The organism is Amycolatopsis sp. MEPSY49 (genome assembly GCF_051337345.1).
Lineage (GTDB): Bacteria > Actinomycetota > Actinomycetes > Mycobacteriales > Pseudonocardiaceae > Amycolatopsis.
Map to the genome: position 1 here is coordinate 119,650 of NZ_JBDLYJ010000009.1, position 25,558 is coordinate 145,207.

The window sequence follows — 25,558 nt, forward strand, 5'->3', positions numbered from 1 at the left end:
TCAGTCCTTGTCCACGGGCGCGAACGACCGTTCCGGAGCGGGCCGCGGGATTCGAGGTTCGTCGTTCCACCGGCGGGCCAGCAAGATGGCTTCCTCGTTGTGTTCGCCGAGCAACGGAGGCCGCGCGCTCGGCCGCAGCGGTTCGCCGTCCAGGAGGACGCCGTTGCCGCTGGCGCGCAGGACGCGCTCGGACTCGCCGGGAAACGGCAGTTCCGTGAAGAAGCCGCGATGGGCGAGCTGCTCGGACTCCAGCGCTTGGGGCACGGTGAGGATCCGGGCCGCCGGCACCCCCGCGGCGGACAGCAGCTGCTCCCATTCGAGCGCGGGCCGCGCGCGCAGCGCCTTGTTCAGCTCGGCGTCGAGGTCCGCGCGGTGGGCCTTGCGGTCCTCGCGGTCGGCGAAGCGGGGGTCGGTGGTCAGTTCGGGCCGCCCGACCAGCGAGCACAGGGTGACGAACTGCTCCTGCCGGTTCGCCGCGATGTTCAGCGGGCCGTCCGCCGCGAAGAAGGTGCCCGAGGGCGCCGCCGTCGCGTTGTCGCGCCCCATCGGGACCGGTGGGACGCCGCTGATGACGTAGTTCGAGACCACCCAGCCCATGGCCGAAATGGACGCCTCCAGCATCGAAAGGTCCACAAAGGACCCTTCGCCGGTGCGGTCCCGGCCGACCAGGGCGGCCGAGATGGCCAGGGCCGCCATCAGCCCGCCGACGGTGTCGGAGACCGGGAACCCCACGCGCAGCGGTGCTGTCTCCGGCGTGCCGGTCACGCTCATCATGCCCGAAAGGCCCTGGATGATCTGGTCGTAGGCCGGGGCCTGGCTCATCGGTCCGCTTTGGCCGAACCCGGAAATGGCGCAGTACACCAGTTTGGGATTCAGCGCGCGCAGGCTTTCCCAGCCGAAGCCGAGCCGGTCGAGCACGCCGGCGCGGTAGTTCTCGAGGACGACGTCCGCGCCGCGGACCAGGTCCTGGAAGAGTTCTCGCTGACCGGTGTCCTTCAGGTTCAGCTCGATCGACTTCTTGCCGGCGTTCTGCGCCAGGAACGACGTGCCGATCCCGGCCCGGTTCAGGGCCGCGTCCGGCCCCAGGTTCCGGGCGAGGTCGCCCGAACCCGGCAGCTCGACCTTGACCACCTCGGCGCCGAACAGCATCAGCTGGTAGCTGCAGTACGGCCCGGCGAGGACGTTGGTCAGGTCGAGCACCCGGATCCCGCGAAGCGGTCGTTTCGTCATTCCCTCTCCTTGCACCTGGCGACGAGCCCGGCCGGAGTCAGCCGGCGAACGGATGGTCGAATCCCCGCTCGCTCATCCGCGTTGCGGACTCGGTGAGGTCGGCGACGAACTCGGCGATCCGGTCTTCCGAGAACCGGACGGTGGGACCGCTCAACGACAACGCGGCGGCGACAGCACCGTTCTTGCCGAGCACGGGAACCGCCACGGCCGACAGACCTGCTTCGCGTTCGCCGTGACTCACCGCGTACCCCTGGTCCGCCGCCTCGGTCAGTCCTTTGTGGATGCTGTCCGCGTAGTCGGCACCGGCCGGGGAACTGCGCGCGATCCTCTTCAGCAAAGCAGGAGAAGCGTCGCGGAGCAAGACTTTCGACGAAGCGCCGCCCCACAACGGGAGTTCGTCACCGACCCGCACGACGTGCCGCAGGGGTTGCGGGCTTTCTTGCTGCGCAACGCAAACCCGGTACATGTCCCGCCGGACGTAGAGGTTCACCGTCTCCCGTTGCCGGTCGCCGAGCTCGCGCATCAGCTGCATCATCTCCGCCGGCAGCTCCCAGCTCTGCCGCGCGAGGTGAGCCCACCGCCACAGTCCGGGTCCGGCCATGTAGCCCTTGCTGGTCGACCACAGCAACCCGTTGAGCTCCAAGGTCTGCGCCAGCCGGATGGCCGTCGTCTTCGCGAGACCTGTCGCTTTCACGATGTCGGAGATCGTGACGGTCGGCCGTTCGTCGGTCAGCAACCCGAGAATGTCCAGGGCGCGCTGCACGCTCCGGACGCCGCCCCCCTCACCGGACGAGCCCTGCTCCTCGGCCCCGTCAGCCTTCATCTCTGCACACCCTTCGTCGCATTGCGGGTCCCCGGCCGGTGGACCAGTTGGCAACAGTTTCAGATCCCGCTCTTGCCACCGGTAGGCGGCTGACCGTACGTTACACGGAGTCCGTAGAGCGGTCCAGATGTGCCGTTTGATGGTTCACAAGGGAGTGTGGCGGTGCTGGAGCAGATCCTCGAAGCCGCGAAATCCGATAGCCCGATCGAGGCCGCCGCGTTCGTCGCCGGGCAGTGGTCCCGAGCCGGATCACGGGCCGATCGCATCGGCCCCTACCTGCGAAAAGTGGTGTCCACGTCGTTCACCGCGGACGACGGCCAGGTCGCCCGCGCGGTCCGGTACGCCGCCGCGTCCGCGCCCGTCGTCGCACGCCTGGCCCCGGCCTCCCGCGCGGCGATCCTCGAGCGAGCGTCGCGACTGGCTCACGAGCACCGGGACGGCATCGCCCGGCTGATCGCCCTCGAACTCGGAAAGCCGCTCAAGGACGGGCGGGGCGAGCTCGACCGGGTCGCCGACACCTTCGCCGTCTGCGCCGCCGAAACCCGCCACATCGGCGGGGAGAACCTGCCGGTCGCCGGCTGGGAACGCGGAGTCGGCAACACCGCCCTGACCTACCGCGCCCCGGCCGGGGTGGCCCTGGCGATCACGCCGTTCAACGCGCCGGCGAACCTGCTCGCCCACAAGCTCGGGGCGTCCTTCGCCGCCGGGAACACCACGCTCGTCAAGGCCCCGCCCCAGGCCCCGGCCACCACGGCCGCGGTCGTGGCACTGCTGCTGGAAGCGGGCATGCCGCCGGAAGCGGTGCAGTTGCTGCACGGCGGCGGTGACGTCGGAGCGGCCCTGTGCGCGGCCCGCGAAGTCGCCGTCATCAGCTTCACCGGCAGCGCGGAGACCGGCAACGCCGTCGCCCGGGCCGCCGGGGCGAAACGGCTGGTGCTCGAACTGGGCGGCAACGCCGCGACGCTGGTGTGCGCGGACGCCGACATCGCCCTCGCCGCCAAGACCTGCGCCCGCACCGGCTACAGCAACTCCGGCCAGAGCTGCATCTCCGTCCAGCGCGTGTACGTGCACCGCAGCCGGTTCGAGGACTTCCTCACCGCGTTCCGCACCGAGGTCGAGGGCCTGCGGGTCGGCGATCCCCTGGACGAGGCCACCGACGTCGGTTCGATGGTCGACGACGAAGCCGCGGCCCGCGTCGAAAAGTGGACCTCCGAAGCGGCGGCCGGGGGCGCGCGAGTACTGCTGGGCGGCACTCGCGACGGGGCCACGCTGCTGCCCACCATCGTCGCCGACCCTTCCCCGGAAGCCACCGTCGTCGTCGAGGAGGTCTTCGGCGCGCTGGTGGCCGTGCTGCCGTTCGACGACCTCGACACGGTGATCGCCTCGTGCAACGCCAGCCGGTTCGGCCTGCAGGCCGGCATCTTCACCCAGGACATCAGCGCGATCTTCACCGCGTGGCGCGACCTGCAGGTCGGCGGGCTGATCGTCAACGGCTCGTCGAACTTCCGCCTGGACCACGTGCCCTTCGGCGGGGTCAAGGACTCCGGCTTCGGCCGCGAGTCCCCCGCGCCCATGATCGACGACTACACCGTCGTCAAGACCCTCGTGCTGCGCAACCTGTCCATCTGGGGCGAGCAGTGACCGAAACCGCCGAGCGACCGAGGAGTTCGACTTCGATGAGCGCCCCCGCCCCGACCATCACCGCCGCCGACGCGCTCGTGCGCCAGCTGGAGTCCTACGGCGTCGAGTACGTCTTCGGCCTGTGCGGGCACACCAACATCGCCTTCCTGGACGCCTTGGGCCGCAGCAGCATCAAGTTCGTCATGGCGCGTCACGAGCAGGCCGCCGCGCACGCCGCCGACGGGTACGCCCGCGCCACCGGCAAGCCCGGCGTCCTGCTGGTCCACGTCGGGCCCGGGATGATGAACGCGGTCACCGGCGTGGCCACCGCGGCGTTCGACTCCGTGCCGCTGATCACGATCTCCGGCGACATCCCGTCGTACTACCACGGCCGGCACCCGCACCAGGAAGTCAACCTGCACGCCGACGCCGACCAGACCGCCATCTACCGCCCCTTCGTCAAGCGGGCCTGGCAGGTGCACCGCGCCGAGGACCTCGCCCGGTTCACCGAGCGCGCGTTCTGGACGGCGACCTCGGGCCGCCCCGGTGCCGTGCTGCTCAGCGTCCCGATGGACCACTTCTCCCGCGAAGTCCCGCTCGTCGAGTACCCGCTCGTCGCGCACACGGCGAAGCCCGCGCTCTCGGACGCCGACGCCCAGCGGATCGCGCAGGTGCTGGCCGGCGCCGAACGTCCGCTCGTCTACCTCGGCGGCGGCCTGCGCTCGCCGGAGGGCCGCGCGGCCCTGCTCGAACTCGTCGAGCACCTCGACATCCCGGTGGCCCACTCCCTGATGGCCAAGGGCACCCTGCCCGACCGCCACCCGCTCGTCATGGGCATGACCGGGTTCTGGGGTCTCGAGCTGACCAACGAGTACACCCGCAAGGCCGACGTCGTCCTCGCGCTCGCGACCCGGTTCGCCGAGACCGACGCCAGCTCGTGGAACGACGAGTACACCTGGGCCTTCCCGCCCGGCCGGCTGATCCAGATCGACCTCGACGCGGCCGAAATCGGCCGCAACTACCCCGTCGAGATCGGCGCGGTCGCCGACGTGAACCACGCCGTGCCGGCCATCACCGCCGCCGTCATGGACCTGGTGCCCGAGCCCGTCGAGCGGGCCGACGTCCGCGAGCAGATCGGCACCGTCCGCGCGGACCTCTTCTCGGCGAGCCAGGAACGCGGCCGCAGCACCGACTTCCCGCTGCGCCCCGAACGGATCCTCGAGGACCTGCGCACGACGCTCCCAGCGGACGCCGTGCTCGTCACCGACGTCGGCTGGAACAAGAACGGCGTCGCCCAGTGCTACGAACTGCCCGAAGAGGGCCGGTTCATCACCCCGGGCGGCGCGTCCACGATGGGCTTCGGCCCGGCGGCCGCCGTCGGCGTGCAGCTGGCCCAGCCGGACCGGGTCGTCGTCGCGCTGGTCGGTGACGGCGGGATGAGCGCCCAGCTCCCCGCGGTGCCCCTGGCTGTCGAGCAGGGCCTGCCCGTCCTGTTCGTCGTGATGAACAACCGGGCGCACGGCACCATCGCGGACCTGCAGGCCCACAACTTCGGCCAGAGCTTCGGCTGCGAGTTCCGCGACCAAGACGGCAACCCCTTCTCCCCCGACTTCGCGGCCTTCGGCCGATCCTGCGGCGCCGACGGCTACACCGTCGAACGCCCCGAGGACCTCGCCGCCGCACTGCGTGAGGCGATCGCGAACCGGCGCCCCGCCGTGCTCGACGTCCCCATGGTCAACGAGCCGGTGCCGACGCCCGGCCACTGGAACATCAACGACATCTACCAAGGCGTCTTCGAATGACCCCCGCCACCGCACACAACGGAGTGTCCGCCATGCACCGACCCGGAATCAGACGACTCGTCGCGTCGATGACACTGCTGGCCGCCGGAGCGGCCGCCGCCTGCAGCGCGCCCGGCAGCTCCTCGCAGTCCACTTCGGACAGCAGCGGCCCGGTCAAGATCGCGGTGGTCAACGCGCAGAGCGGCCAGCTCAGCTCGCTCGGCGCGTGGGAGTACAAGGGCGCCAAGCTCGCGGTCGACCAGTGGAACGCCAAGGGCGGGGTGAACGGCCGCAAGATCCAGCTCGACGTCTTTGACGACGCCGGCGACCCCACCGTCGGCACCAACCTGGCGCGCAAGATCTCCAGCGAGGGCTACATCGCGATGATCGGCACCGCCGAGAGCGCGGTCACCGTGGCGATGGCGCCGGTACTGCAGCAGGCGAAGATCCCGAGCATCACCTCCGGGCAGTCGCCGTCCATCATCGCGGTGAAGAGCCCCTTCCAGTTCCTCAACGGCCCGACGAGCACGACCTACGACGAGACGCTCGCGAAGTACCTCGTGGACCAGAAGGGCCAGAAGAACATCGCGTTCATCACCAACAACGGCTCCTACGGCAAGGGCGAGCACGACGCGTTCGGCAAGGCTTTGGCCGGTCGCGGCGTCACGCCGGTCGACGATCAGGTCGTCACCACCGACCAGAAGGACTTCAGCGCCGCGCTGACCTCCATCCGGCAGAAGAACCCGCAGGTGCTGTTCGTCGGGACCGAGGAGGTCGAGGCGGGGCTGATCGTCAAGCAAGCCCGCGAGCTGGGCATCACCGCGACCATCGCCGGCGCCGCCCCGATGGGCACGACGGTGTACCTCACCACCGCCGGCGCGAGCAACGCCGAGGGCACCGTCGTCAGCAGCCCGTACCTGAGCAACGAGACCAGCGACGCGGCCCGCCAGTTCGCCCAGGCCTACAAGGCGGCCTACAACGAGGACGCGGAACTGCACGGCGCCAAGGCCTACGACGGCACCAGCATCTTCCTCACCGCCCTGAAGACCTCGAACGGCGCCACCGGCCAGCAACTGGCCGACGCCATCCGCGGCACCAAGTACCCCGGCCTGCTCGGCACCTTCACGTTCGACCAGACCGGGGTCGGCATCCACGCCACGTCGATCGGTGTCATCACCGGCGGCAAGCTCATCGCGGCTCCCGCCAGCTGACTCGCCCCGAGGGGCCGCGCGGACCCGCGCGGCCCCCGCCGGTGAAAGGACCCCCATGCAAGTTCTGCTCCAGACCCTCGTCGGCGGGCTCAGCTTCGGCGCTGTCTACGCCCTCGTCGCGATGGGCTTCTCGATCGTCTACCGCACCATGGGCCTGGTGAACTTCGCCCACGGCCAGGTGGTCATGGTCGGCGCCTACGCCGCCTCGACGTTCTACATGTCTTCCCGGCTCCCGTTCATCCTCGCCATCGTGGTCGCCATGGTGGTGACCGGGCTCATCGCGCTGGTCATGGAGCGGGTACTGCGGCCCTTGGAGAACAAGGACTTCGACCTCATGCTGATCGGCACGATCGGCTTCGGCGTCGTGCTCGAATCGCTGGCCACGATCATCTGGGGTGCCACCGGGCACGCGGTCCCCACGCCCGTGGAGACCGGGCCGCTGGACCTGTTCGGTGTGCGCGTCCGCACCTACAACCTCGTGGTGCTGGGCATCGCCGCCGTCGCCACCGTCCTGCTCCTGCTGTTCCTGCAGCGCACCAAGCGCGGTGCCGCGATGCAGGCGGTGGCCATGGACCACGAAGCCGCGACGGCCGTCGGCATCCACGTCGGGCGCAGCAACGCCATCGCGTTCGCCATCGGCGCGGGCCTAGCCGCCCTCGCCGGCGGGCTGGTCGGCCCGCTGCTGTACGTCAGTCCCACGCTGGGCGGCACCCTGGGCATCAAAGGATTCGCCGCGGCCATCCTCGGTGGCTTCGGCAACATCGGCGGCGCGATCGCGGGCGGGCTCGCCATCGGCTTGCTCGACTCGTACGCCTCCGGGCAGTTCCAGGGCTATTCGGACCTGGTGGTGTTCCTGGCCTTCACGGTCATCATCATGGTCCGGCCGACCGGGTTCTTCGGCGAACGGACGGTGAACCGGGCATGAGCACTGGGACATCCGGAGCTTCGCCCCGGGCCGGGGGCTCCGCCACCCGGAACCCCCGAAAAGCAACCTTGCTGGGTACCAGATCCGCCGCGATCAAGGTGATCTCCGTCGCCGCGATCGCGGTCGCCGCCTGGTTCCTGCCCTACGGGCTGGACACCTACGGCATCCACGTCGTCAACATCGCGGTGGTGTTCGCGCTCTTGGCCGTCGGCCTCGGGCTCGCGATGGGCGTGGCCGGGCAGATCAACCTCGCCCAGGTCGCCTTCTTCGGCATCGGCTCCTACGCCCTGGCCATCTTCACGACGACGTCCGGGCTCGGCTTCTGGGTTTCGGCCGTGCTCGCGATGCTGGCCACCGCGCTGGCCGGGCTCTTCGTCGGCATCCCGGCGTTGCGGGTCCAGTCGCACTACCTCGGCATCGTGACCCTCGGCCTGGCGCTGGCGTTCACCAACTGGGTCACCAACGCCCAGATCGCCGGCGGCGCGTCGGGTATCAACGGGATCCCGGCCCCGCCGCTGTTCGGCATCGACCTGACCAACGAGTACCTGTACTACTACTTCGAGCTGATCGTCTTCGGGCTCGCCATCGCCTTCGCCGTGTTCCTCGTCCGCACCGCGCTCGGCCGGCGGCTGCGGGCGATGCGCGACGATTCACTCGCCGCCGGCGCGGTCGGCGCACCGGTGTCACTGCTGCGCATGACGGCGTTCCTCACCGCCAGCGTCTACGGCGGTGCCGCGGGCGTCCTGTACGCCGGGCTGATCCACTACATCGCACCCGAATCGTTCAGCGTGGCCAACATGTTCCTGCTGCTGGCGATGGTCATCATCGGCGGCCGGCAGAGCATCGTCGGCTGCGTGATCGGCGCGATCGTGCTCTCCCTGGTGCGCGAAGCGCTGGTCGACTTCTCCGTTTACGCGCAGCTGGGCTACGGGTCCGTCGTGGTGCTGATGGTCGTCTTCGCGCCCACCGGGCTGGCCGGCCTCCCCCAGCGGATCCGGACCGCGGTGCGACGCCGGAGGCACAAGCAGGCGGGCGTGTTGCGGGAATTCCGCCCGTACGAGCCCACCACCGGGGAGGCGACCGCCGGTTCCCTCGAGATCTCCGGGATCACCAAGCAGTTCAAGGGTCTCCGCGCCCTCGACGGCGTGACGCTGTCGGTCGCGCCCGGCGAGATCCGCGGCATCGTCGGGCCCAACGGCTCCGGGAAGACCACGCTGTTCAACGTGATCAGCGGGATCTACACCACCGGCGGCGGCACCGCGAGCTTCAGTGGCCGGCAGCTACTCGGGCAACGCCCGCACCAGCTGTCCCAGCACGGCATGGCGCGGACGTTCCAGAACCTGCGGCTGTTCGGGCAGATGACGGTCGAGGAGAACCTCCTGGTCGCCCTCGACCGCACGCCGATGCGCTCGGCGTGGCAGTATGTGGTGTGGCCGATCGGCATCTGGCGCCACGAACGGCGGCTGCGACGCGCGGCAGCGGAGCTGCTGGACCGCTTCGGCCTGACGGACTTCGCCGACGCCGCTCCTCGCTCACTGCCGTACGGCATCCAGCGGCGGGTCGAACTGGCCCGGGCGATGGCGGCCGAACCCAGTCTGCTGCTGCTGGACGAGCCCGCCGCCGGCCTCAACGGCCAGGAGGTCGGGCAGCTGCGGGAGATCGTGCGGTCCATTCGCGACAGTGGCGTGACGGTGGTGCTGATCGAGCACAACATGGGCCTGGTCATGTCGCTGTGCGACCGGGTCACGGTGCTGGCGAGCGGCCGGGTGATCGCCGAAGGCACGCCCGCGGAGGTCGCCGTCCAGCCGGACGTCATCGAGGCCTACCTCGGCGACTCGTTCAGCACGGCCGAGGTCGTGGAAGCCGTGGAGACGGAGGCGCTGCAGTGAACCCCTCGACCCGAGGCGACCTGGTCGTCGAGGACCTCGCCGTGCATTACGGCGGGGTCCAGGCGGTCAACTCCGTGTCGTTCACCGTCGGCGCCGGCCGCTGCCTGGGCATCATCGGGGCCAACGGCGCCGGCAAGACGTCGACGTTGAAGGCGCTGATGGGGCTGGTCCCCCGCAAGGTGGGGACGCTCCGCCTCGGTGACCAGGACCTGACGAAGGTGAAGCCGAAGGACATCGTGCGGCACGGCATCGGCTACGTCCCCGAGGGCAGGCACGTGTTCACCGGGCTGAGCGTGGAGAAGAACCTCCTGCTCGGCGCGTACCTGCGCTCGTGGAAGGGCAAGACGCAGGAGAAGCTCGCCGAGGTCTACGAGATGTTCCCGGTCCTCGGCGAGATGCAGCACCGCCTCGCCGGGGCGCTGTCCGGGGGCCAGCAGCAGATGCTGGCGATCGGGCGCGCTCTGATGTCCGAGCCCCGGCTGGTGCTGCTGGACGAGCCGTCGATGGGGCTGTCGCCGAAGCTGGTGGAGGAGATCCTCGGCACGCTGCAGCGGCTGTCCTCGTCGGGGCTCGGGCTGCTGCTGGTGGAGCAGAACGCGAAGCTGACGTTCGAGGCCACGGAGACGTGCGTGGTCATGGAGAACGGGCGGATCGCGATGACCGGCAGCTCCGCCGAGCTGGCGCACGATCCGCTGGTCCGCCAGATCTACCTCGGGTTGTAGGACTTGCGTCGCGCGCCCGGCCGTGGAGTCCACGGCCGGGCGTTTCTCCGTGCTCAGCAAGTGTCGTCGTCGCTTTGCAGGCTGGTGCTGCGGCAGTCGAGCCGTTTCCCACTTGTGGTGTGCGTCGCTCCGCACCGGCGGAGGCAGCTGAAGGTGTCCACCCGGAGCTCGCCGTCGATGCTCGCCGACCGGGTAGAGCCGGGTCGCGGCGGCGGCGACCGCGGCCCCTCTGCTCACCTCAGTTGATGAAAGCGGAGCGACGAAATGCAGTTGTGAAGCCGCGTGTCAATCGGTGCATACCCAAGTCGGCCGCGCCTACAATGCGGCATGCGAAACTTCGGCGGCACACGTGGCCGTTGACTGGCCGGCTTGCGGGTTGGCGGTGTACGAGAGCGAGCCGTGCTCTGGAGCCCGGGTCGAGGGATTCCGTCGGTGTCTCGTTCACCTCGACCCGACCGACCGCGCTCTCTACTTCGACCGCCTCGAACCAGGCGCCGACGTCGATGCCCGAGGAACTTCACTCGATGAGGACCTCGTCGCCGAACTCGTGAAGGCAACCGGCGTCTTCGGCGAGCTCAACTTGGCCATGGCGAAATTCGGGAATACCGGCAAGCTCGGGCCACTGCTTGCCCGCCGGCTCATTCTCGATGAGGCCACGTTCGCGCGGGACGTCGTCATCGAAGCGCATGCCACCTGGGTGAGCTGTGTGGGCACTCGGTTCGACAACGGCGTGACGCTCCGAACGTGCAACTCTCTGATTGTCGCGGAGAGAGTGGTCCTGGGAGCCCCCTCGACGATTGCGAGTGCCGTCGCCGACGCTTCGGCGTTGAATGAATTCGACTGGTATCCCTCCTGGGAAAAGCAGCTTCGCGACGCGGATATAGCCACCCCGGCGCTGTTGTCGCTACGTGAAACCGACGTGAGCAAGCTCGTGCTGGTCGACGTCGACTTGCGTTGGTGTCTGTTCGCCGGTGCACACCGCCTGGATCAGCTTCGCTTCGAAGGGGACTGCTGGTGGAACAGCTTGGCCGATCGCAGGATTGCCACCCGGCGAACGATGCTCGCTGAGGAGTACCTTGCGAACGGGGGCCCCTTGTTCAAACACCACCCCTTCGTCCCCGATATAGAGGTGTTCGTCCCGTGGGAACGAGTCGCGGGCCTGTACCGGTCACTGCGCAAAGCACTCGAGGACAGCAAGAACGAGGCCGGAGCCGGGGATTTCTACTATGGCGAAATGGAGGCACGTCGCCGGCATTTTGGAGCCCCTTGGGCCGAGCGAATGGTCTTGTGGGCCTACTGGCTCCTTTCCGGGTACGGGCAGCGTGCCGGACGCGCAGTCACCGCACTGGGCGTGCTCGTCTCGACGGTGGCTGTGCTGCTCTTCACCGTCGGCATGCCGGCAACCCAGGCCGGAACCTGGCCGCGGATCGATCAGTCGCTGCGGATCGCGACGAACGCTGTGGTGTTTCGGGATGCGGGTCAACAGCTGACCAGTCCCGGCAACTGGACAGTCATGATCGCCCGGTTCCTGGGACCGCTCCTGCTGGCTCTCGCGGTACTCGCGATTCGCGCCCGGGTGAAGCGCTAGCGGCGGTCCGGACCGCCGGGTCGCCGGACCGTCCGGCCGGGAACATTCCGGCCGGACGTCTCGCCACTCAGAGGTTTCAGCGGCAGAACGGCGCTGCCCCCGCGGCGGACTTGATGCCGTTCGCGATCAGCGTCTGGAAGTACGCCGCGCCGTCCGCGGTCGTCGTGTTCGTGAACGCCCAGCTCTCGTGGCCCAGCGTGGTCACCCACGACCGGCCGCCGTCGTAGTACTGGCACCACGCGACCGGGTGATTGTCCCCGTGCCCGGGATGTCCCATCGAGCCCTTCACGCCCTTGGCGAGCGTTGACTCGTCGACCTTGGCCAGGAACCGCACGTTGCTGGGGAACGGCACGAGGTTGTACCACTCGTCGGTGAAGGCCCAGCGGTTCGGCAGGCCCTTCGTCGACACGTCGTTGCGGTCCACCGTCTGCACCACGCCGGCCTGTGCGGGGCCGTGGTCGTAGTAGTTCGCGCCGCCGAGCAGGCCTTCGTACCAGGGGAAGTTGTATTCGGTGCCGAAGGCGTTGTGGATGCCGACGAACCCGCCGCCACCCCGGATGTACTGCCGCAGCGACGTCTGCGCCGCGTCGTCCAGGGTGTCGCGCGTGGTGCTCATGAAGATGACCGCGTTGTACTTGAACAGGGTGTTCGGGCTGGCGAGCTGGGTGACGTCTTCGGTCCAGTCGACGGCGAACCCGTTCTTCCTGCCCAGCTCGATCAGCCCGTTCTGCGCGACGTTCGCCGCGGTCAGCGGCGGGTTCAGGCCCGGCCCGAGCGCCGGCCCCAGGTTCGCGTGGCGCGGTCCGGCTGTGCGCGAGTAGACCAGGACCTTGACGCCCTTGCTGAGGTCGAAATTGCCCCAGTTGTGATAGCAGCGCGGGTCGAGGCCGCGGCAGACGCCGTAGTCCGGGTCGCCGAGCGCCTGGGCGCCCTGCTGGTTCTTCCCGTCGTGGGCCGAGGCGGGCATCCCGATCAGCGCGGCCGTGGTCAGCGCCGCGGTCACCGCGCTGCCGACCATCGTCACCAACGTTGTTGATCTCTTCTTCATGGTGTTCCGACCTTTCTCCGGGCACGGCGGTGCCACGGGGTTCATGGGGGGGAGGGAGCGGGTTACAGCTCGAGCAGCAGGCCGTCGGCGGCCACGGCCGCTCCCGCGGCGGTGACGTCGGCCAGCTCCGGGGCGTCCGGCAGGACAAGCGGATTGGTGTTGTTCAGGTGGGTGAACAGGTACCACGGCCCAGGGTGGGCCTCGATCAGCGGGAGCTGATCGCGCGCGGCGAGGTGTCCCATGCTCGACGCCGGGCGGGTCGCGCCCATCTCGTCTTCGGTGAAGAAGGTGCCGTCCAGGGCGACGACATCCGCGCCTGCGATCATCTTCTCGAACTCGGGACTCCAGGCGGCGAGGCCCGGAGCGTAGACAAAGGACCGTCCGTCGGCGTCGAACCGGTACGCGCACACCGAGTCCCCCGCGGCCAACGCGCTCGCGTACCGGGGTTGCTTGGCACTGAGTACGGTCGCCGTGACCCGGAGACCACCGGCCAGCTCGACCGGCTCGCCGTCACGGACGGCGTGCCGCCGCACCCGGGTGTAGCCGGACAGGACGGCCTGCAGCGGAAACGCTGTCGTGAGGGCCTCGTGCACCCACGCGGTCGCGTAGATGTCCAGCTCGGCAGCTTCACGCACGCCGAGCAGACCCAGGGTGTGGTCGAGTTCGGCGCTGGTGAACAGAACTCCGCGGATCGGGACGTCCCGGGTGCCCGCGGGCGGACGCAGCTCCGGGTTCGCCAGCAGCTGCGTTCGCAGGTCGGGGGAGGCGTTGACGAGGTACCACGCGTCGCCGTCCCCGCTGACGGCCAGGCCGTCCTGGGTTCGCGAAACGTCCGCGTCACGCGCGGCCTCGCACACGCGGCACCCGCAGTTCCACTGCGGCGCCCCACCGCCGGCGGCCGTGCCGAGGAACCGGATCTTCATGACATCCGCCGGGGTACGGCGGGCTCCGGCGACAAGCGGGCGACGCCGTCCAGCACCAGGTCATGGTGTTCCGAGAGCTCGCAAACGGGGTCGGTCACCGTCGCGTCGCCGGTCAGCTGGTAGGCCTGACAGCGGCAGCCCCCGAAGTCGATTTCCTTCAGGGCACAGCTCCCGCACGGGTCCGGCAGCCAGTCCGTGCCCCGGAACTTCCGGAAGGCCGACGACTCGTACCAGATCCGCTCGAGGGAGTCCGACCGTACCGACGGGATTTCCAGCCCGGGCAACGTCTCCGCCGCCAGGCACGGCAGCACGTGCCCGTTGGGCGTCACGGTCAGCTGCCGCGCACCCCAGCCGTAGTTGCACGGCTTGGGACGCGGGTCGTAGTAGTCGGCGGCGACGTGCACGACCTCGAAGCCGTACCGCTCCCGAACGCCGGCGACGTCGTGGGCGGCCTGGTCGACCTGCTCGCGCGTGGGCATGAGCGCGGCGCGGTTGCGCAGCGCCCACCCGTAGAACTGGGTGTGGGCCAGCTCCAGCCGGCCCGCGCCCAGGCCGGCGGCGAGCTCGGCGATCGCCGGGATGTGCCCGACGTTGCCGCGGTGCAGCACCACGTTGATGGTCAGCGGCAACCCGGCGGCTCGGACCGCCTCGGCGACGGCGAGCTTGCGCTCGTGCGCCGCCCGCCCGGCGATCCGGTCCGCGGGCGCTGCTTCGGCGTCCTGGAGGGACAGCTGGAAGTGATCGAGACCGGCCTCGGCCAGCCCGGCGATCCTGGTCGCGTTCAGGGAGATCCCGCTGGTGACCAGGTTCGTGTAGAGGCCGAGCCGGTGCGCGGCCGCGACCAAGTCGACCAGGTCGCGGCGCAGGCCGGGTTCGCCGCCGGAAAGGTGCAGCTGCAGGACGCCGAGGTCCCGGGCCTGGGCGAGCACGTCCAGCCAGGTGGCCGTGTCCAGTTCGTCCCGGTAGTCGGCGAGGTTGAGGGGGTTCGCGCAGTACGTGCACTGCAGCGGACAGCGGTAGGTGAGTTCGGCGAGCAGACCGAGGGGCATCGGCGACCTCAGCGGGGCCGACGTCTCCGAAGGCCTCGGGGAAATCGGGGCCGGACGGGCCTCCGGCCCCTCCCTCACCAGCCCGCGGCTCTCGAAGTCCGCCAGCGTCCGCAGCACCGAGCCGGTGGAGACGCCGGCGTACTCGGTGGCGAGGTCGTCGACGATCTCGGTCACCGAGCGGCGGGTGTCGCACCGGGACAGGACGGCGACCGCGGTCTCGTTGAGCAGCAGCACCCCTTCGGGGAACAGCAGCACCGGACGGCCGCGGACGGCGTCGAACTCCACCCGGACGCCGCGGCGCAGGCCGAGGCGGCTCTCGGCGGTCACCGTCATGACGCCCCCGCGTAGTCCACCGCGTCGAGCACGGCCCACAGCACGTCGCACTTGAAGCTCAGCGCCCGGATCGCCGCCTCCTGCTGGTCCGCGGTGACGCAGTGGTCGAGCACCAGACGCAGCGTCAAGGCGCTGTCTTCGCGAGCAGCCGGGATCCGGCGGTCGAAGTAGGCGAAGCCATCCGGGGCGATCCAGTCGTAGTGCTCCCGCCACGCGTTGACGCGGTCGGTCATGTGCCCCGGCGAGAACAGTTCGGTGCACGCGGCCGCGACGCTTTCGATCCACGGCTTGGTGCGGCAGAAGTGCAGGTACCCGTCGACGGCGAACCGCACGCCGGGCAGCACGTGCCGCTCGTCGAGGACCTCCGCCCTGCTCAGCCCCACCGCTTCCGCCAGGCTCAGCCACTGTTCCATGCCGCCCTCGCCCGGGTTTGCGCCGTCGTGGAAGACGATGCGGTCCACCCACACGCGGCGGACTTCGGGCAGCGGGCACGCCGCGATGATCGCGGCGTTCTTCTGCGGCAGGCACTTCTGGTAGTACCAGCGATTGGCCACCCACCGGCGCAGGTCCGCCGGAGTGCAGTGGCCTTCGTGCAGCCGGAGGTGGAACGGGTGATGAGCCCAGTAGCGCTTCTCGAGGCGGAGCAGGGCGTCGGACAGCTCCGCCCGGCTCAGCGGGCCCGCCACGGCCCGCTCTCGCCGGCGTACGCGGTGACCTCGGGACGAGTCTCGTAGCACTCGACCGCCGGCTCCGACCACAGCGGGAGTACTCGCTCGTCTCCCTGCGCCACAACGGTTTCCACAGCAGAAGGCATACCGGCACTCCTCTTCGAGTCACGGAACTTCGGTCCGCAGAGCGGTCCTAATGGTCCGCCTAGCGTTCCGTGACCGTACCCGGCGATCGCGGCCGGAACAAGAGGCGAACACTCTTGTGACTCGCACGGCGCCGTCCTAGACTCAACCGTCGAGCGGTCCAAGAGTACCACTAGATGGACCTATTAGTCGCCTGGATCATCTCGTCGCAGCGCGCGCTTCCTCAACGAAGAGAGGGCTCAACCGATGGATCGACGCAAATTCCTGACCGGTGCGACGGGAGCCGCCGTGGCGGGGACCGTGCTCGCCGCCCGGCCGGCCGCCGCCGCACCGGCCACAGTGGACACCCCGCGCCAGCCCGACGCCTTCGGCAAGCCCGGCCGGGACTTCACCAAGGTGGGCGGCGACCTCGGCAACCAAAACCACACTCCCCTGCGCCAGATCACCCGGCAGAACGTGAACCGGCTCGGCGGCGCCTGGCACGTCAACCTCGAGGGCGGGGACACGTCGCGGGCCCAGCAGAGCACCATCGTCGCGCAGAACGGCGTCCTCTACGTCCAGACCACCCAGCAGAACGTCTTCGCCGTCGACGGCCGCACCGGCGCGGTGCGCTGGAAGACCAACGTCGGCACGGAAACGACCAACATGCGCGGCGTTGCCCTGGGACAGGGCAAGGTCTTCTCGACCTCCGGCGCCAACATCCTCTACGCGCTCGACCAGAAGACCGGCGCCGTCGTCTGGAAGACCCAGCTGCTGACCGAGGACGCGTCGCAGGGCACGCCCGAGCCGTGCGACCCGGCGAACGGCCAGTGCGGCGGCAGCATCGGCAGCCTCGCCGGCGCGGTCGTCTACTCCGACGGGCTCATCTACGTGGGCATGCAGGGCAGCACGGCCGGCGCCCGCGGGCGGGCGTACGCGCTCGACGCCGCCACCGGCAAGATCGCCTGGACCTTCTGGGCGGTGCCCGGCCCGGGCGAGTTCGGCCACGACACCTGGGAAGGCGAGTCCTGGAAGACCGGCGGCGCCGTGCCGTGGATCCACCCGGCGGTCGACCCCGAACTGGGCCTCGTGTACTGGACCTTCGGCAACCCCTACCCCCGCACCAACGGCTCCACGCGCGGGGGCGACAACCTCTTCGCCAACACGATCGTCGCGATCGACGCGAAGACCGGGAAGCGCCGCTGGCACTTCCAGTCCGTGCACCATGACATCTGGGACTACGACAACGTCATGGCGCCGGTCCTGATCGACCTGCGCATCGAGGGCAAGCTGCGCAAGGTCGTCGTCTACGGCAGCAAGGTCGGGATGTACTACATCCTCGACCGCACCAACGGAAGGCCGATCCAGGGCATCACCGAACGTCCGGTGCCACAGGACCCGCGGCACAAGACCTCGCCCACCCAGCCCTTCCCCGAGGGCGACCCGTTCGTCCCGCAGGAGCCGCGGCTGGACAACTCGACCCGCCCGGTGCCCTTCTACCCCACCGGCGGCCTGTTCGCCACGCACTGGGACCGCGCGACGATCATCTTCCCCGGCGCCGGTGGCGGCGCGGACTGGTCGCACGTCTCGTTCAACCCCAACACCGGCTGGGTGTACGTCGGCTACGGCCTCATCAACTCCGCCTACTCCAACACCATCGGCGGCCGGGTCAACACCGCGCGCCCGTACGGCGAATACTTCGCCGGCGGGCTCGCCGCTGTCGACCCCCGTACCAACAAACTGGTGTGGAGCAAGGACAGCGAGTGGTCCCTGGCCCACGGCAACGGCATCCTGACCACCGACGGCGGCGTGATGTTCCAGGGCGGCCCCGACGGCAACCTCCTGGCGATGAGCGACACCGACGGACGCGAGCTGTGGCGCTTCCAGTGCGGCGCCGGTGTCCACACGAGCCCGATCAGCTACGAGATCGACGGCGACCAGTACCTCGCGGTCTTCGCGGGCGGCAACGGGCTCCCGTACCCGGACATCCCCAAGGGCGACCACCTTTGGGCGTTCAAGCTCGGCGGCAAAGTCGCCCCGGCGAAGGCGCCCACTCCCCCGTCGAAGCGCAACCAGATCCGCGCCGCGGCCGTCACGGCGGCCGCGGCCAAGAACACGGTGACGCTGGGCCGCGTCTGGGACACGGCGACGGGCGCTCCTGGCACGGTGGAGAACACGGTGGCGCAGACGGCGATGTCGCCGCAGAACCTGACGGTCCCGGCGGGCACGGAGATCACGTTCGTCAACCCGCAGGGCAACGCGTTCGCCCACGGCGCAGTCTCGTTCTTCGAGTACGAGTTCGACAGCGGCACCCTGATGCCGGGACAGTCCTTCAAACACACCTTCACGAAGAAGGGCGAGTTCTTCTACAACGACCCGATCTTCCCCCAGAACACCGGCAAGATCGTCGTGGTCTAGCTGTCGAACACGGCGCACCTCAGGACGTCGCCCGCTCCGGCACCGAAGTGGGCGACGTTCGAGCGCCGGTACCGAGTCGAGCCAAGAAAGCAACCCCACCTTCACGCAGCACTTATCTTCCCGTGGAGCGCCCTGAGCGCGAACTGGTACCCGCGCCAGCCGGCGCCGGTGAGGTGGATCGTCGCGAGCTCGGCGAAGATGTCGGGGCGACGGCCCCGCTCGTAGGCCCAGAACTGCCCGATGTGGACAATGGCAATCGGCAACCCGGCGTCATGCAACCCGTCGTGCAGCGACCAGCCGTAGTAGGTCAGACCAGCCGGATTGAGCACGACCCCGTCAGCCGTGTCCTGCCGGTCGTGCAGCCAGCCGACGAGGTCCCCCTCGGTGTTGGACTGGACGTGGTCGACCTCGACTCCGAGTGCCCTGGCGGTCGTGTCCACATCGGCGGTGATGTCGGCAAGGGTGTGGTGACCGTACTTCTCGGGCCACCGCTTGCCGAGCCGGTTGATGTTGGGTCCGTGCATGATCAGGAATTTCACGGTGCTTCCTCCAGGTTGGTCCGCCACGGCGGAAGAGCCCATCCGGCCGCCTCCAGGCAGGAGGCGCCGGCGCGCGCGGCACGCCATGCCGCCTCCTCGGGCGACAGGGCATCGAGGTCGTCGGAGAAGACTTCGACCGATACCGGGCAACCGAGGCCGTGCCGGCGCAGGGCGCTGAGCACTCCGGCCGGGTCGCCCGCCCCGTCGCCGGGTAGGTGGCGGTGGTGGCGGGCCTCGTGCCCCGGGTCGCGCATCGGCTCGGCGCGCACATCACACAGCTGGACCGACGTGACGCGGTCCGGGTCGATCATCCCGAGGTCCTGCGGTTGCGCTCCGGATCGGTTCCAGTGCCACAGGTCGATGATCACTCCGCCGTTCTCACGCTCCGCCCCGGCGACGATGTCCCAGGCGCGGCCGAGGGTCGGCACCGAGCTGTACGGCATGAACTCGAGGCCGACGAGGAGCCCGTGCCGCCCCGCCCGGTCGCACAGGCCACCGAACCCGGCGATCAGGTCTTCGATCGGGTGGTCGAAGAGCATCGGCACGTTCAGCTGCCGGTACCCGGTCCTGTCCGCCACGGCGAACAGCTCGTGCTCGACAGGCGATGGGACCGGCGCGGCCCAGTCCCAGATGTGCTCCAGCTCCATGACGCGCATTCCGTGTTCGTCGAGCAGGTCGCGAAGCGCGGCCCCGGCGGACCGGCAGTCGTCCAGCCGCAGCCCGATTCCGCCGAAACCGGCCGTTTCGGCCGCTTCGATCCGGCTGCGCGGGCTCGCGTGCCGCAAGGTGTGTTCGCGCTGCAGGTGAGGCTGCTCAAGGCTCGCCCACCACCGGGGGCAGCTGGGAGCCGGCGCAGACGTGCAGGACTTCACCGGTGATGTTCCGGGCCCGTTCCGAGGCCAGGAACGCGACCGCGTTGGCGACGTCGACCGGTTCGACCAGACGTCGCAGCGGAGTGAAGGCGGTGTAGCGCTCGACCATCTTCGCGAGGTTGTCGATGTCGGTGCGTTGCCGGTTGAACGGTGTCAGCACGAAACTCGGCGCGACCGCGTTGGCTCGCACCCCCAGCGGCCCGAGCTCGACGGCCATCGCGGTGGTGAGGCCGACGAGCGCGGCTTTCGAACTGGCGTAGGCGGTGTTGGCCGAGCCGCCGGACCAGGCTCGTGAACTGATGTTGACCACCGCGCCCGAGCCCTGCTTGCGCCAGAAGGGCACCGCGGCGCGCGAGAGCAGCATGGGTCCCTTGACGTTGACGTCCATGGTCAGGTCCCAGTCGGACTCGTCCATGGTCTCCAGGGCGTGCACCCGTTCGATCCCCGCGCTGTTGACCACCACGTCGAGCCGCCCGAACCGGCCGCCCACCTCGCCGACCATCGTCTCGATGGCCGCGGCTTCGGTGACGTCGGCGGCCAGCGCGACCGGAGGGCGTCCCGGTGGGGCGGCCTCTTCCGCGACCGCCTCGACCGCCGCTCGGTCGCGATCCACGAGCACGACTTGGAACCCGTCCTCGGCGAGCACCCGGCCGATGATCGCGCCGAGAGCACCGCCCCCGCCGGTCACGACGGCGACGGGTGCCTCCAGGTACTTCGTCATCCCTTACCTCCGGTCGAATTCGGCTGAGGGAACACGGAAGGTCTCGCGTCCCGCGAGCACGGCGACCGCGGACACCAAGCAGATCGCCGCGGTGTAGATCGCCACCGGAACCCAGCCTCCCGGCGAATGCCCGGCGATGCCCGCGGTGATCAAGGGAGTCAGCCCCGCGGTGGCGAACCCGAACTGGGTACCGACCGCCATGCCGGACAGCCGGACCCGGGTCGGGAACATCTCGGCGTAGGTGGCAGGCCACACGGCCACCGTCGCCGCGTACGCCACGCCGAGCAGCGCCACTCCGGTCACCACCACCAGCACGGGCCTGGCGGCCGAGATCGACGCCAGGAACAGGGCGGTGAGCACTGCGCTGCCGGCGATGCCGCCGACGAAAACCGGCTTGCGGCCGACCCGGTCCGAAACCAGCGCCAGCAGGGGCGCGGTGACGACCGCGAGACCGTTCCCGCCCGCGGCGACCCACAGCATCAGGGTCTTGTCCAGGCCGACGCCGTAGCTCGAATCGGTCGCGAACGCCAGGGCGAACACCGCGAACACCGTTCCGACATTGGAAATCCACGCCGCGAAGAACACCCGGAGCACCGCCCCGCGGTGGTGGCGGAACAGTTCGACCAGCGGCGTGCGCGGCGTGGTGCCACGCTGCTGCTCGGCTACGAACGACGGAGTTTCGGGCAATGCCCGGCGGACCACCAGCCCGACGACGAACATCGCAGCGGACAGGAAGAACGGGATCCGCCAGCCCCACGAGTACAGCGCGCGGTCGTCCAGCCAGGCGGCCAGCGGGATGAAGACCGCGCTCGCCAGCACCTGCCCGGCCTGTGTGCCGCCCAGGGTCCAGCTGGTCACATAGGCACGCCGGTGGTCGGGCGCGTGCTCGAAGGACATCGAGTTCGCTCCCGCCTGCTCGCCCGCGGCAGAAAGCCCCTGCATCAGCCGAAGCGCGACGAGCAGCACCGGCGCGGCCAACCCGATCTGGCCGTACCCGGGCAAGCACCCCACCAGGAAGGTCGACAGGCCCATCGACACGAGCGTCAGCACGAGAACCTTCTTGCGGCCGAGCCGGTCGCCCAGGTGCCCCATGAAGAACGCGCCCACCGGGCGCGCCAGGTAGCCCACCCCGAACGTCGCCAGCGACGCGAGGGTGGCCGCGGCCGGGTCCCCCGGTGGGAAGAAGACATGGGGGAAGATCAGCGCCGCCGACGAGGCGTACAAGAAAAAGTCGTAGTACTCGAGCGCGCTTCCCGTCCACGCGGCGATCGCGGCCCGTTTCGGGGTCCGCTCGGGGTGCGCGGCCGGCCGCGGATGGACGTCTTCGGCCATCGTCGATTCAGTCATCGTACGTCCCAACACGAAGGGTCGTGGTCGAGACGAAAGCTACGATCAGGGCCAGAAATGTGGCAAGCGTTTGCCATTATTTGCCACGGCTGGCTAAGCTGCGTCCGACGAGCGAGGAAAGGGGCACCGGTGATGGCGCGCCAGGAAACCGGACCTGAGCGGCCGCGAGTGACGACGCTGGCCGACGTCGCCGAGGCTGCCGGGGTCGCCGTCTCGACGGTGTCCCGCGCGTTCTCCCGCCCCGGCCGGGTCAACTCCCGGACGCTGGTCCACGTGCACGAGGTGGCGACGCGGCTGGGCTACCGGCCGAACCAGGCCGCCCGCGCGCTGGGCTCGGGCAAGACGTCGATGCTGGGGCTGGTCGTCTCCGATATCACCAACCCGCACTTCTTCACGCTCATCCGGGGCGCCGAGCGACAGGCGTCGGCCGCGGGCTACACCCTGATCCTGGGCGACACGCAGCAATCGCCCCGGGCCGAACGCGAGGTCGTGGACCGCGCTCTCGGCTCGGTGGACGGCCTGCTGATCGCCGCCAGCAGGCTGCGCACTTCCGAGCTGCGCGCTTACGCGGCCGACAAGGCCGTCGTCCTGGTCAACCGGGAGGCCGAGGGCATCTCCAGCGTCGTCACCGATCACACCGAGGGACCGCGGCAGCTCGTCGGGCACCTGCATTCCCTCGGCCACCGCGGCGTGGTCTTCCTCAGCGGACCGCGGGAGTCGTGGTCGGGCGCCAAACGGTGGGCCGCCATCGACCGCACTGCTCGCGAACTCGGGATGTCGGCGATCCGTCTGGGGCCGTTCCCACCGTCCATCGAAGGCGGTCCGGCCGCGGCGGACGCGGCCATCGGCACGCGCGCGACCGCCGTGATCGCCCACAACGACCTGCTGGCCATCGGCATCCTCCGCCGGCTGGCCGAACGGGGCATCGACGTGCCAGGGCAGGTGAGCGTCGCGGGCTTCGACGACATCTTCGGTGCCGACTTCTGCACCCCGCCCCTGACCACGGTGGCCGCGCCGCTCGAAGACGCCGGTCGCGTCGCCGTCGAGTTGCTGCTCCAGGCGAGACCCCCGGTCAAAACCGCGGCCCAGCGGCTCGTCGTGCCATCCCATTTGAAGATCCGGCAGTCGAGCGGCCCGGCTGGGGAACAGGCGTGACCGCGAACATGGTCGTGGACTGTCACGTCCACGTGTTCGACCCCGCGCGCTTTCCCTACGCCGCCGACACGTTCTATTCCCCCGCCGGACCGGAACTCGGCACCCCGGAACGGCTCACGGCCTTGCTCGACGCGCACGGCGTCACCCACGCCCTCCTCGTCGGCCCGAACTCGGGCTACGGCGAGGACAACCGCTGCCTGCTGGACACCCTCGAGCGAGGCGCCGGCCGATACCGCGGCATGGCGGTCGTCCCCACCCGCACCTCCCGAGCCGAGCTCGCCGAACTCCGGAGCCGCGGGATCGCCGGAATCACCCTCAACGCGGCATTGCTCGGCACCGACCGCTACGCCGACGCCGGCCGGCTGCTGCGCGACCTCGCCGCACTCGACATGATCGCCGACGTCCAGGTGACGGGAAACCAGCTTCTCGAGCTCACCCCGGTGCTCGAGCCCTCCGGTACCCGCATCCTCGTCGACCACTGCGGCCGACCGGACCCAGCCGCGGGGCTCGACACCCCCGGCTTCCGCGAACTGCTGCGCTGGGGAAAGACCGGACGGGCGTTCGTCAAGCTTTCCGGCCTGGCCAAAGCATCCCGCGAGCCGTACCCCCACGACGACCTCGCACCGTTCATCCGCGCACTGCTCGAAGAATTCGGTCCCGACCACTGCGTGTGGGGATCGGACTGGCCCTTCCTGCGTGCACCGGAACGCATCGACTACGCGCCGCTCCTCGACCTTCTCCCCCGCCACATCGCCGACGCCGGTGACCGCCGGCAGATCCTCGGCACCACTCCGCACCACCTGCTGGGATTTTGACCCGGCGGGCCATGTTCCTGCGCCGCCCCTCCGACGCGACCGCACCGAAAGGATGTCCACTGTGAGTTCGACGTCGCTGCCGGGTCAGAAAACCCCGGTCGCCGGAACCGTTCTGGTGGTCGACAAGGGTGACCGCACTTTGGGACTGGTCGACGCTCAGACCATGAGAGTCGTGGATGTCGTTGAACTGAGCGGCCCCGGTCATGAGGTGGCGGCACACCCCGACCTCCCGATCGCTTACGTGCCGATTTACAGCGACGCCCCGGTTGGTGCGCCGGGCACCGACTGCAGCACCATCGATGTCATCGATCTCGTCGGCGGGCGGCGCCAGGCGACGATCGAGCTGAACGTGCCCTGCCGTCCGCACTGCGCCGTGTTCGGCGGCGACGGCCTGCTCTACGTGACGACCGAAGTCACCAGGACGGTCACGGTGCTGAACCCCGCCACCCTGTCGGTCGTGCGGACCCTGAACACCGGGCATGCGCAGTCCCACATGCTCGCACTGTCTCCCGACGGCACGCGCGGCTACACCGCGAACGTCCGTCCCGGTTCGATCTCCGAGATCGACCTCGAAAGCGGCACTCTCCTGCGCACGATCGAGATCGCCGCGGAGATCAACCGCATCACGCTCTCCGCGGACGGCGCCTTCGCATTCACAGCCGACCAGCACCGACCGCGCTTGGCCGTCGTCGACCTGACCACGGGCTCGATCGACTGCTGGGTCGCGCTACCCTCCATCGCTTTCGGAACCGCACTGACCCCCGACGGGCTCAACCTGGTCGTGGCCCTGCGCGGCGGTGCCCAGGTGGCTCGTCTCGAGCTGAAGACGTTCGACATCGCGGCCGTGGGCGACGTTCCACCTTTCCCGCAGATGATGCTTCTGGATCCGACCGGCGCCGTCGCGTACACCGCCTGCGCTCCTGCCGGATCGCTCACCGCGATCCGGGTGGGTGACCTGAGCGTCGCCGGCACTGTTCAGACTGGCCGCAATCCTGACGGCGTCGCCTTCTCGACCTTCGTCCACGCACCGTGACGTGGACGTTGTCGAGGGTGGCGATGCGACACGGGGCGCACATCGACAACGTGACAACGCCGACCTGCGCGCCGTCGAGGTACAGCTCGGTCCGGCCGATCGAAGACTGCGCGGCGGGCGGATGGACGACCAGGACGAGCCCGCTGTCCGGTACGGCGTCGGACGGGTGCTGGGTGATGACGTCGAAGTCGGCCCATTCGGCGAGGCGGCGGGCCGCGGGCTCACAGCCTTACTGGGCCCGGCAGACCTCGCACAGCGTGCCGTGCAGCCGATAGTGGTGGCTGTAGGGCCGGAGCTTGTCGTACAGGTCAAGATCAAGGCGGTGACCGCGCAAGCAGACCACGAGCTTGCCCGCCGCCGGCCGGACCGGGATCAGACCGCCGAATTCGCCCCGTTCACCGGAGCGAGCCATGCCGTCGAACTGACCGATCCTCCAGCGACCTCGGCCAACCCGCGGCCGACGGTGGACACGATCCCGGCAACCGACACTCCCGGACCCGGTGAGCGTTCGCCTACGAGCCGACACCTTCCGCGCTTTCGTCGCAGGCGCTGGGCGAATGAGGTCGATCTGGGACGGCTGATCAACGCCCTCCGCGACCTGTCACCGAGAAACCCGGCATTCAGGACCGCTGCCTTCCGCCGCCGATGCCAAGTTCCCGCGGACGGCTACGACGAGGCCGCGGACGAGTGCTGGCACGTCGTCCGCGGCCTCGCGTGAGGCTGAA

23 protein-coding genes are annotated in these 25,558 nt (G+C 69.6%); 12 read left to right on the top strand and 11 right to left on the bottom strand.

Annotation, left to right across the window (positions count from 1 at the left end):
- The gene (locus ABFJ78_RS33755) at positions 1-1,230 is read right to left on the bottom strand and encodes a CaiB/BaiF CoA transferase family protein (RefSeq protein ID WP_436390953.1); all 1,230 of its coding nucleotides are present in this window, start codon (positions 1,228-1,230) and stop codon (positions 1-3) included.
- 37 nt (positions 1,231-1,267) lie between these two features.
- Positions 1,268-2,053, bottom strand: a complete 786-nt coding sequence (locus ABFJ78_RS33760; RefSeq protein ID WP_436390955.1) for an IclR family transcriptional regulator — start codon at positions 2,051-2,053, stop codon at positions 1,268-1,270.
- 162 nt (positions 2,054-2,215) lie between these two features.
- On the opposite strand from ABFJ78_RS33760, the gene ABFJ78_RS33765 reads away from it, so the two are divergent.
- The 7 genes from ABFJ78_RS33765 (at position 2,216) to ABFJ78_RS33795 (ending at position 11,789) form a co-directional block, all read left to right on the top strand.
- Positions 2,216-3,694 (top strand): aldehyde dehydrogenase family protein, encoded by a 1,479-nt coding sequence (locus ABFJ78_RS33765; RefSeq protein ID WP_436390957.1) that lies wholly within the window; start codon positions 2,216-2,218, stop codon positions 3,692-3,694.
- 35 nt (positions 3,695-3,729) lie between these two features.
- On the top strand, positions 3,730-5,475 hold the full coding sequence (locus ABFJ78_RS33770; RefSeq protein ID WP_436390959.1) for a thiamine pyrophosphate-binding protein: 1,746 nt from the start codon (positions 3,730-3,732) through the stop codon (positions 5,473-5,475).
- Between the two features lie 32 nt (positions 5,476-5,507).
- Positions 5,508-6,665 (top strand): ABC transporter substrate-binding protein, encoded by a 1,158-nt coding sequence (locus tag ABFJ78_RS33775; RefSeq protein WP_436390961.1) that lies wholly within the window; start codon positions 5,508-5,510, stop codon positions 6,663-6,665.
- A 55-nt stretch (positions 6,666-6,720) separates the two neighbouring features.
- On the top strand, positions 6,721-7,590 hold the full coding sequence (locus tag ABFJ78_RS33780) for a branched-chain amino acid ABC transporter permease (RefSeq protein ID WP_436390963.1): 870 nt from the start codon (positions 6,721-6,723) through the stop codon (positions 7,588-7,590).
- A 68-nt stretch (positions 7,591-7,658) separates the two neighbouring features.
- A complete protein-coding gene (locus ABFJ78_RS33785; protein ID WP_436390965.1) occupies positions 7,659-9,479 on the top strand; it encodes a branched-chain amino acid ABC transporter ATP-binding protein/permease in 1,821 nt (606 codons plus the stop codon).
- Positions 9,476-10,201 (top strand): ABC transporter ATP-binding protein, encoded by a 726-nt coding sequence (locus tag ABFJ78_RS33790; RefSeq protein ID WP_436390967.1) that lies wholly within the window; start codon positions 9,476-9,478, stop codon positions 10,199-10,201. The genes ABFJ78_RS33785 and ABFJ78_RS33790 overlap by 4 nt, the downstream gene beginning before the upstream one ends.
- A 382-nt stretch (positions 10,202-10,583) precedes the next feature.
- On the top strand, positions 10,584-11,789 hold the full coding sequence (locus ABFJ78_RS33795; RefSeq protein ID WP_436390969.1) for a hypothetical protein: 1,206 nt from the start codon (positions 10,584-10,586) through the stop codon (positions 11,787-11,789).
- 76 nt (positions 11,790-11,865) lie between these two features.
- On the opposite strand, the gene ABFJ78_RS33800 is transcribed toward ABFJ78_RS33795, so the two are convergent.
- From ABFJ78_RS33800 to ABFJ78_RS33820, 5 genes are all read right to left on the bottom strand, one after another.
- A complete protein-coding gene (locus tag ABFJ78_RS33800) occupies positions 11,866-12,837 on the bottom strand; it encodes a ThuA domain-containing protein (protein ID WP_436390971.1) in 972 nt (323 codons plus the stop codon).
- Between the two features lie 62 nt (positions 12,838-12,899).
- Entirely contained in the window at positions 12,900-13,760 is an 861-nt protein-coding gene (gene pqqB, locus ABFJ78_RS33805) for a pyrroloquinoline quinone biosynthesis protein PqqB (RefSeq protein ID WP_436390973.1), read from the bottom strand.
- Positions 13,757-15,142, bottom strand: coding sequence for a pyrroloquinoline quinone biosynthesis protein PqqE (pqqE, locus tag ABFJ78_RS33810; protein ID WP_436390975.1), 1,386 nt, complete (start codon positions 15,140-15,142; stop codon positions 13,757-13,759). Before pqqE ends, pqqB begins: the two co-directional genes overlap by 4 nt.
- On the bottom strand, positions 15,139-15,828 hold the full coding sequence (pqqC, locus tag ABFJ78_RS33815; protein WP_436390977.1) for a pyrroloquinoline-quinone synthase PqqC: 690 nt from the start codon (positions 15,826-15,828) through the stop codon (positions 15,139-15,141). The genes pqqE and pqqC overlap by 4 nt, the downstream gene beginning before the upstream one ends.
- On the bottom strand, positions 15,813-15,956 hold the full coding sequence (locus ABFJ78_RS33820; RefSeq protein WP_436390979.1) for a hypothetical protein: 144 nt from the start codon (positions 15,954-15,956) through the stop codon (positions 15,813-15,815). Before ABFJ78_RS33820 ends, pqqC begins: the two co-directional genes overlap by 16 nt.
- A 244-nt stretch (positions 15,957-16,200) precedes the next feature.
- Between ABFJ78_RS33820 and ABFJ78_RS33825 the strand changes: the two genes are divergently transcribed.
- Complete coding sequence (locus ABFJ78_RS33825; RefSeq protein ID WP_436390981.1) at positions 16,201-18,351, top strand: outer membrane protein assembly factor BamB family protein; 2,151 nt, start codon at positions 16,201-16,203, stop codon at positions 18,349-18,351.
- A 101-nt stretch (positions 18,352-18,452) separates the two neighbouring features.
- On the opposite strand, the gene ABFJ78_RS33830 is transcribed toward ABFJ78_RS33825, so the two are convergent.
- The 4 genes from ABFJ78_RS33830 to ABFJ78_RS33845 are packed head-to-tail and all read right to left on the bottom strand — an operon-like array spanning position 18,453 to position 21,830.
- On the bottom strand, positions 18,453-18,890 hold the full coding sequence (locus ABFJ78_RS33830; RefSeq protein ID WP_436390983.1) for a type II 3-dehydroquinate dehydratase: 438 nt from the start codon (positions 18,888-18,890) through the stop codon (positions 18,453-18,455).
- Complete coding sequence (locus ABFJ78_RS33835) at positions 18,887-19,675, bottom strand: sugar phosphate isomerase/epimerase family protein (protein ID WP_436390985.1); 789 nt, start codon at positions 19,673-19,675, stop codon at positions 18,887-18,889. The genes ABFJ78_RS33830 and ABFJ78_RS33835 overlap by 4 nt, the downstream gene beginning before the upstream one ends.
- A gap of 28 nt (positions 19,676-19,703) precedes the next feature.
- Positions 19,704-20,483, bottom strand: a complete 780-nt coding sequence (locus tag ABFJ78_RS33840; RefSeq protein ID WP_436390986.1) for an SDR family NAD(P)-dependent oxidoreductase — start codon at positions 20,481-20,483, stop codon at positions 19,704-19,706.
- Positions 20,484-20,486: 3 nt separating this feature from the next.
- Entirely contained in the window at positions 20,487-21,830 is a 1,344-nt protein-coding gene (locus ABFJ78_RS33845) for an MFS transporter (protein WP_436390988.1), read from the bottom strand.
- Positions 21,831-21,962: 132 nt separating this feature from the next.
- On the opposite strand from ABFJ78_RS33845, the gene ABFJ78_RS33850 reads away from it, so the two are divergent.
- The 4 genes from ABFJ78_RS33850 (at position 21,963) to ABFJ78_RS33865 (ending at position 25,551) form a co-directional block, all read left to right on the top strand.
- Entirely contained in the window at positions 21,963-22,985 is a 1,023-nt protein-coding gene (locus ABFJ78_RS33850) for a LacI family DNA-binding transcriptional regulator (protein ID WP_436390990.1), read from the top strand.
- A complete protein-coding gene (locus tag ABFJ78_RS33855) occupies positions 22,982-23,800 on the top strand; it encodes an amidohydrolase family protein (RefSeq protein WP_436390992.1) in 819 nt (272 codons plus the stop codon). Before ABFJ78_RS33850 ends, ABFJ78_RS33855 begins: the two co-directional genes overlap by 4 nt.
- Positions 23,801-23,861: 61 nt before the next feature.
- A complete protein-coding gene (locus ABFJ78_RS33860) occupies positions 23,862-24,833 on the top strand; it encodes a YncE family protein (RefSeq protein ID WP_436390994.1) in 972 nt (323 codons plus the stop codon).
- A 1-nt stretch (position 24,834) separates the two neighbouring features.
- Positions 24,835-25,551 (top strand): hypothetical protein, encoded by a 717-nt coding sequence (locus ABFJ78_RS33865; protein WP_436390996.1) that lies wholly within the window; start codon positions 24,835-24,837, stop codon positions 25,549-25,551.
- Positions 25,552-25,558: the final 7 nt, after the last annotated feature.

Excerpts from the sequence above, each read along its gene's own strand:
- ABFJ78_RS33775 (WP_436390961.1), top strand. The coding sequence starts at position 5,508 with ATGCACCGACCCGGAATCAGACGACTCGTCGCGTCGATGACACTGCTG.
- ABFJ78_RS33850 (WP_436390990.1), top strand. The coding sequence starts at position 21,963 with ATGGCGCGCCAGGAAACCGGACCTGAGCGGCCGCGAGTGACGACGCTG.
- ABFJ78_RS33820 (WP_436390979.1), bottom strand. The coding sequence starts at position 15,956 with ATGCCTTCTGCTGTGGAAACCGTTGTGGCGCAGGGAGACGAGCGAGTA.
- ABFJ78_RS33840 (WP_436390986.1), bottom strand. The coding sequence starts at position 20,483 with ATGACGAAGTACCTGGAGGCACCCGTCGCCGTCGTGACCGGCGGGGGC.
- ABFJ78_RS33760 (WP_436390955.1), bottom strand. The coding sequence starts at position 2,053 with ATGAAGGCTGACGGGGCCGAGGAGCAGGGCTCGTCCGGTGAGGGGGGC.
- ABFJ78_RS33800 (WP_436390971.1), bottom strand. The coding sequence starts at position 12,837 with ATGAAGAAGAGATCAACAACGTTGGTGACGATGGTCGGCAGCGCGGTG.
- ABFJ78_RS33845 (WP_436390988.1), bottom strand. The coding sequence starts at position 21,830 with ATGACTGAATCGACGATGGCCGAAGACGTCCATCCGCGGCCGGCCGCG.
- ABFJ78_RS33755 (WP_436390953.1), bottom strand. The coding sequence starts at position 1,230 with ATGACGAAACGACCGCTTCGCGGGATCCGGGTGCTCGACCTGACCAAC.
- ABFJ78_RS33770 (WP_436390959.1), top strand. The coding sequence starts at position 3,730 with ATGAGCGCCCCCGCCCCGACCATCACCGCCGCCGACGCGCTCGTGCGC.
- ABFJ78_RS33825 (WP_436390981.1), top strand. The coding sequence starts at position 16,201 with ATGGATCGACGCAAATTCCTGACCGGTGCGACGGGAGCCGCCGTGGCG.
- pqqE (WP_436390975.1), bottom strand. The coding sequence starts at position 15,142 with ATGACGGTGACCGCCGAGAGCCGCCTCGGCCTGCGCCGCGGCGTCCGG.
- ABFJ78_RS33780 (WP_436390963.1), top strand. The coding sequence starts at position 6,721 with ATGCAAGTTCTGCTCCAGACCCTCGTCGGCGGGCTCAGCTTCGGCGCT.
- pqqB (WP_436390973.1), bottom strand. The coding sequence starts at position 13,760 with ATGAAGATCCGGTTCCTCGGCACGGCCGCCGGCGGTGGGGCGCCGCAG.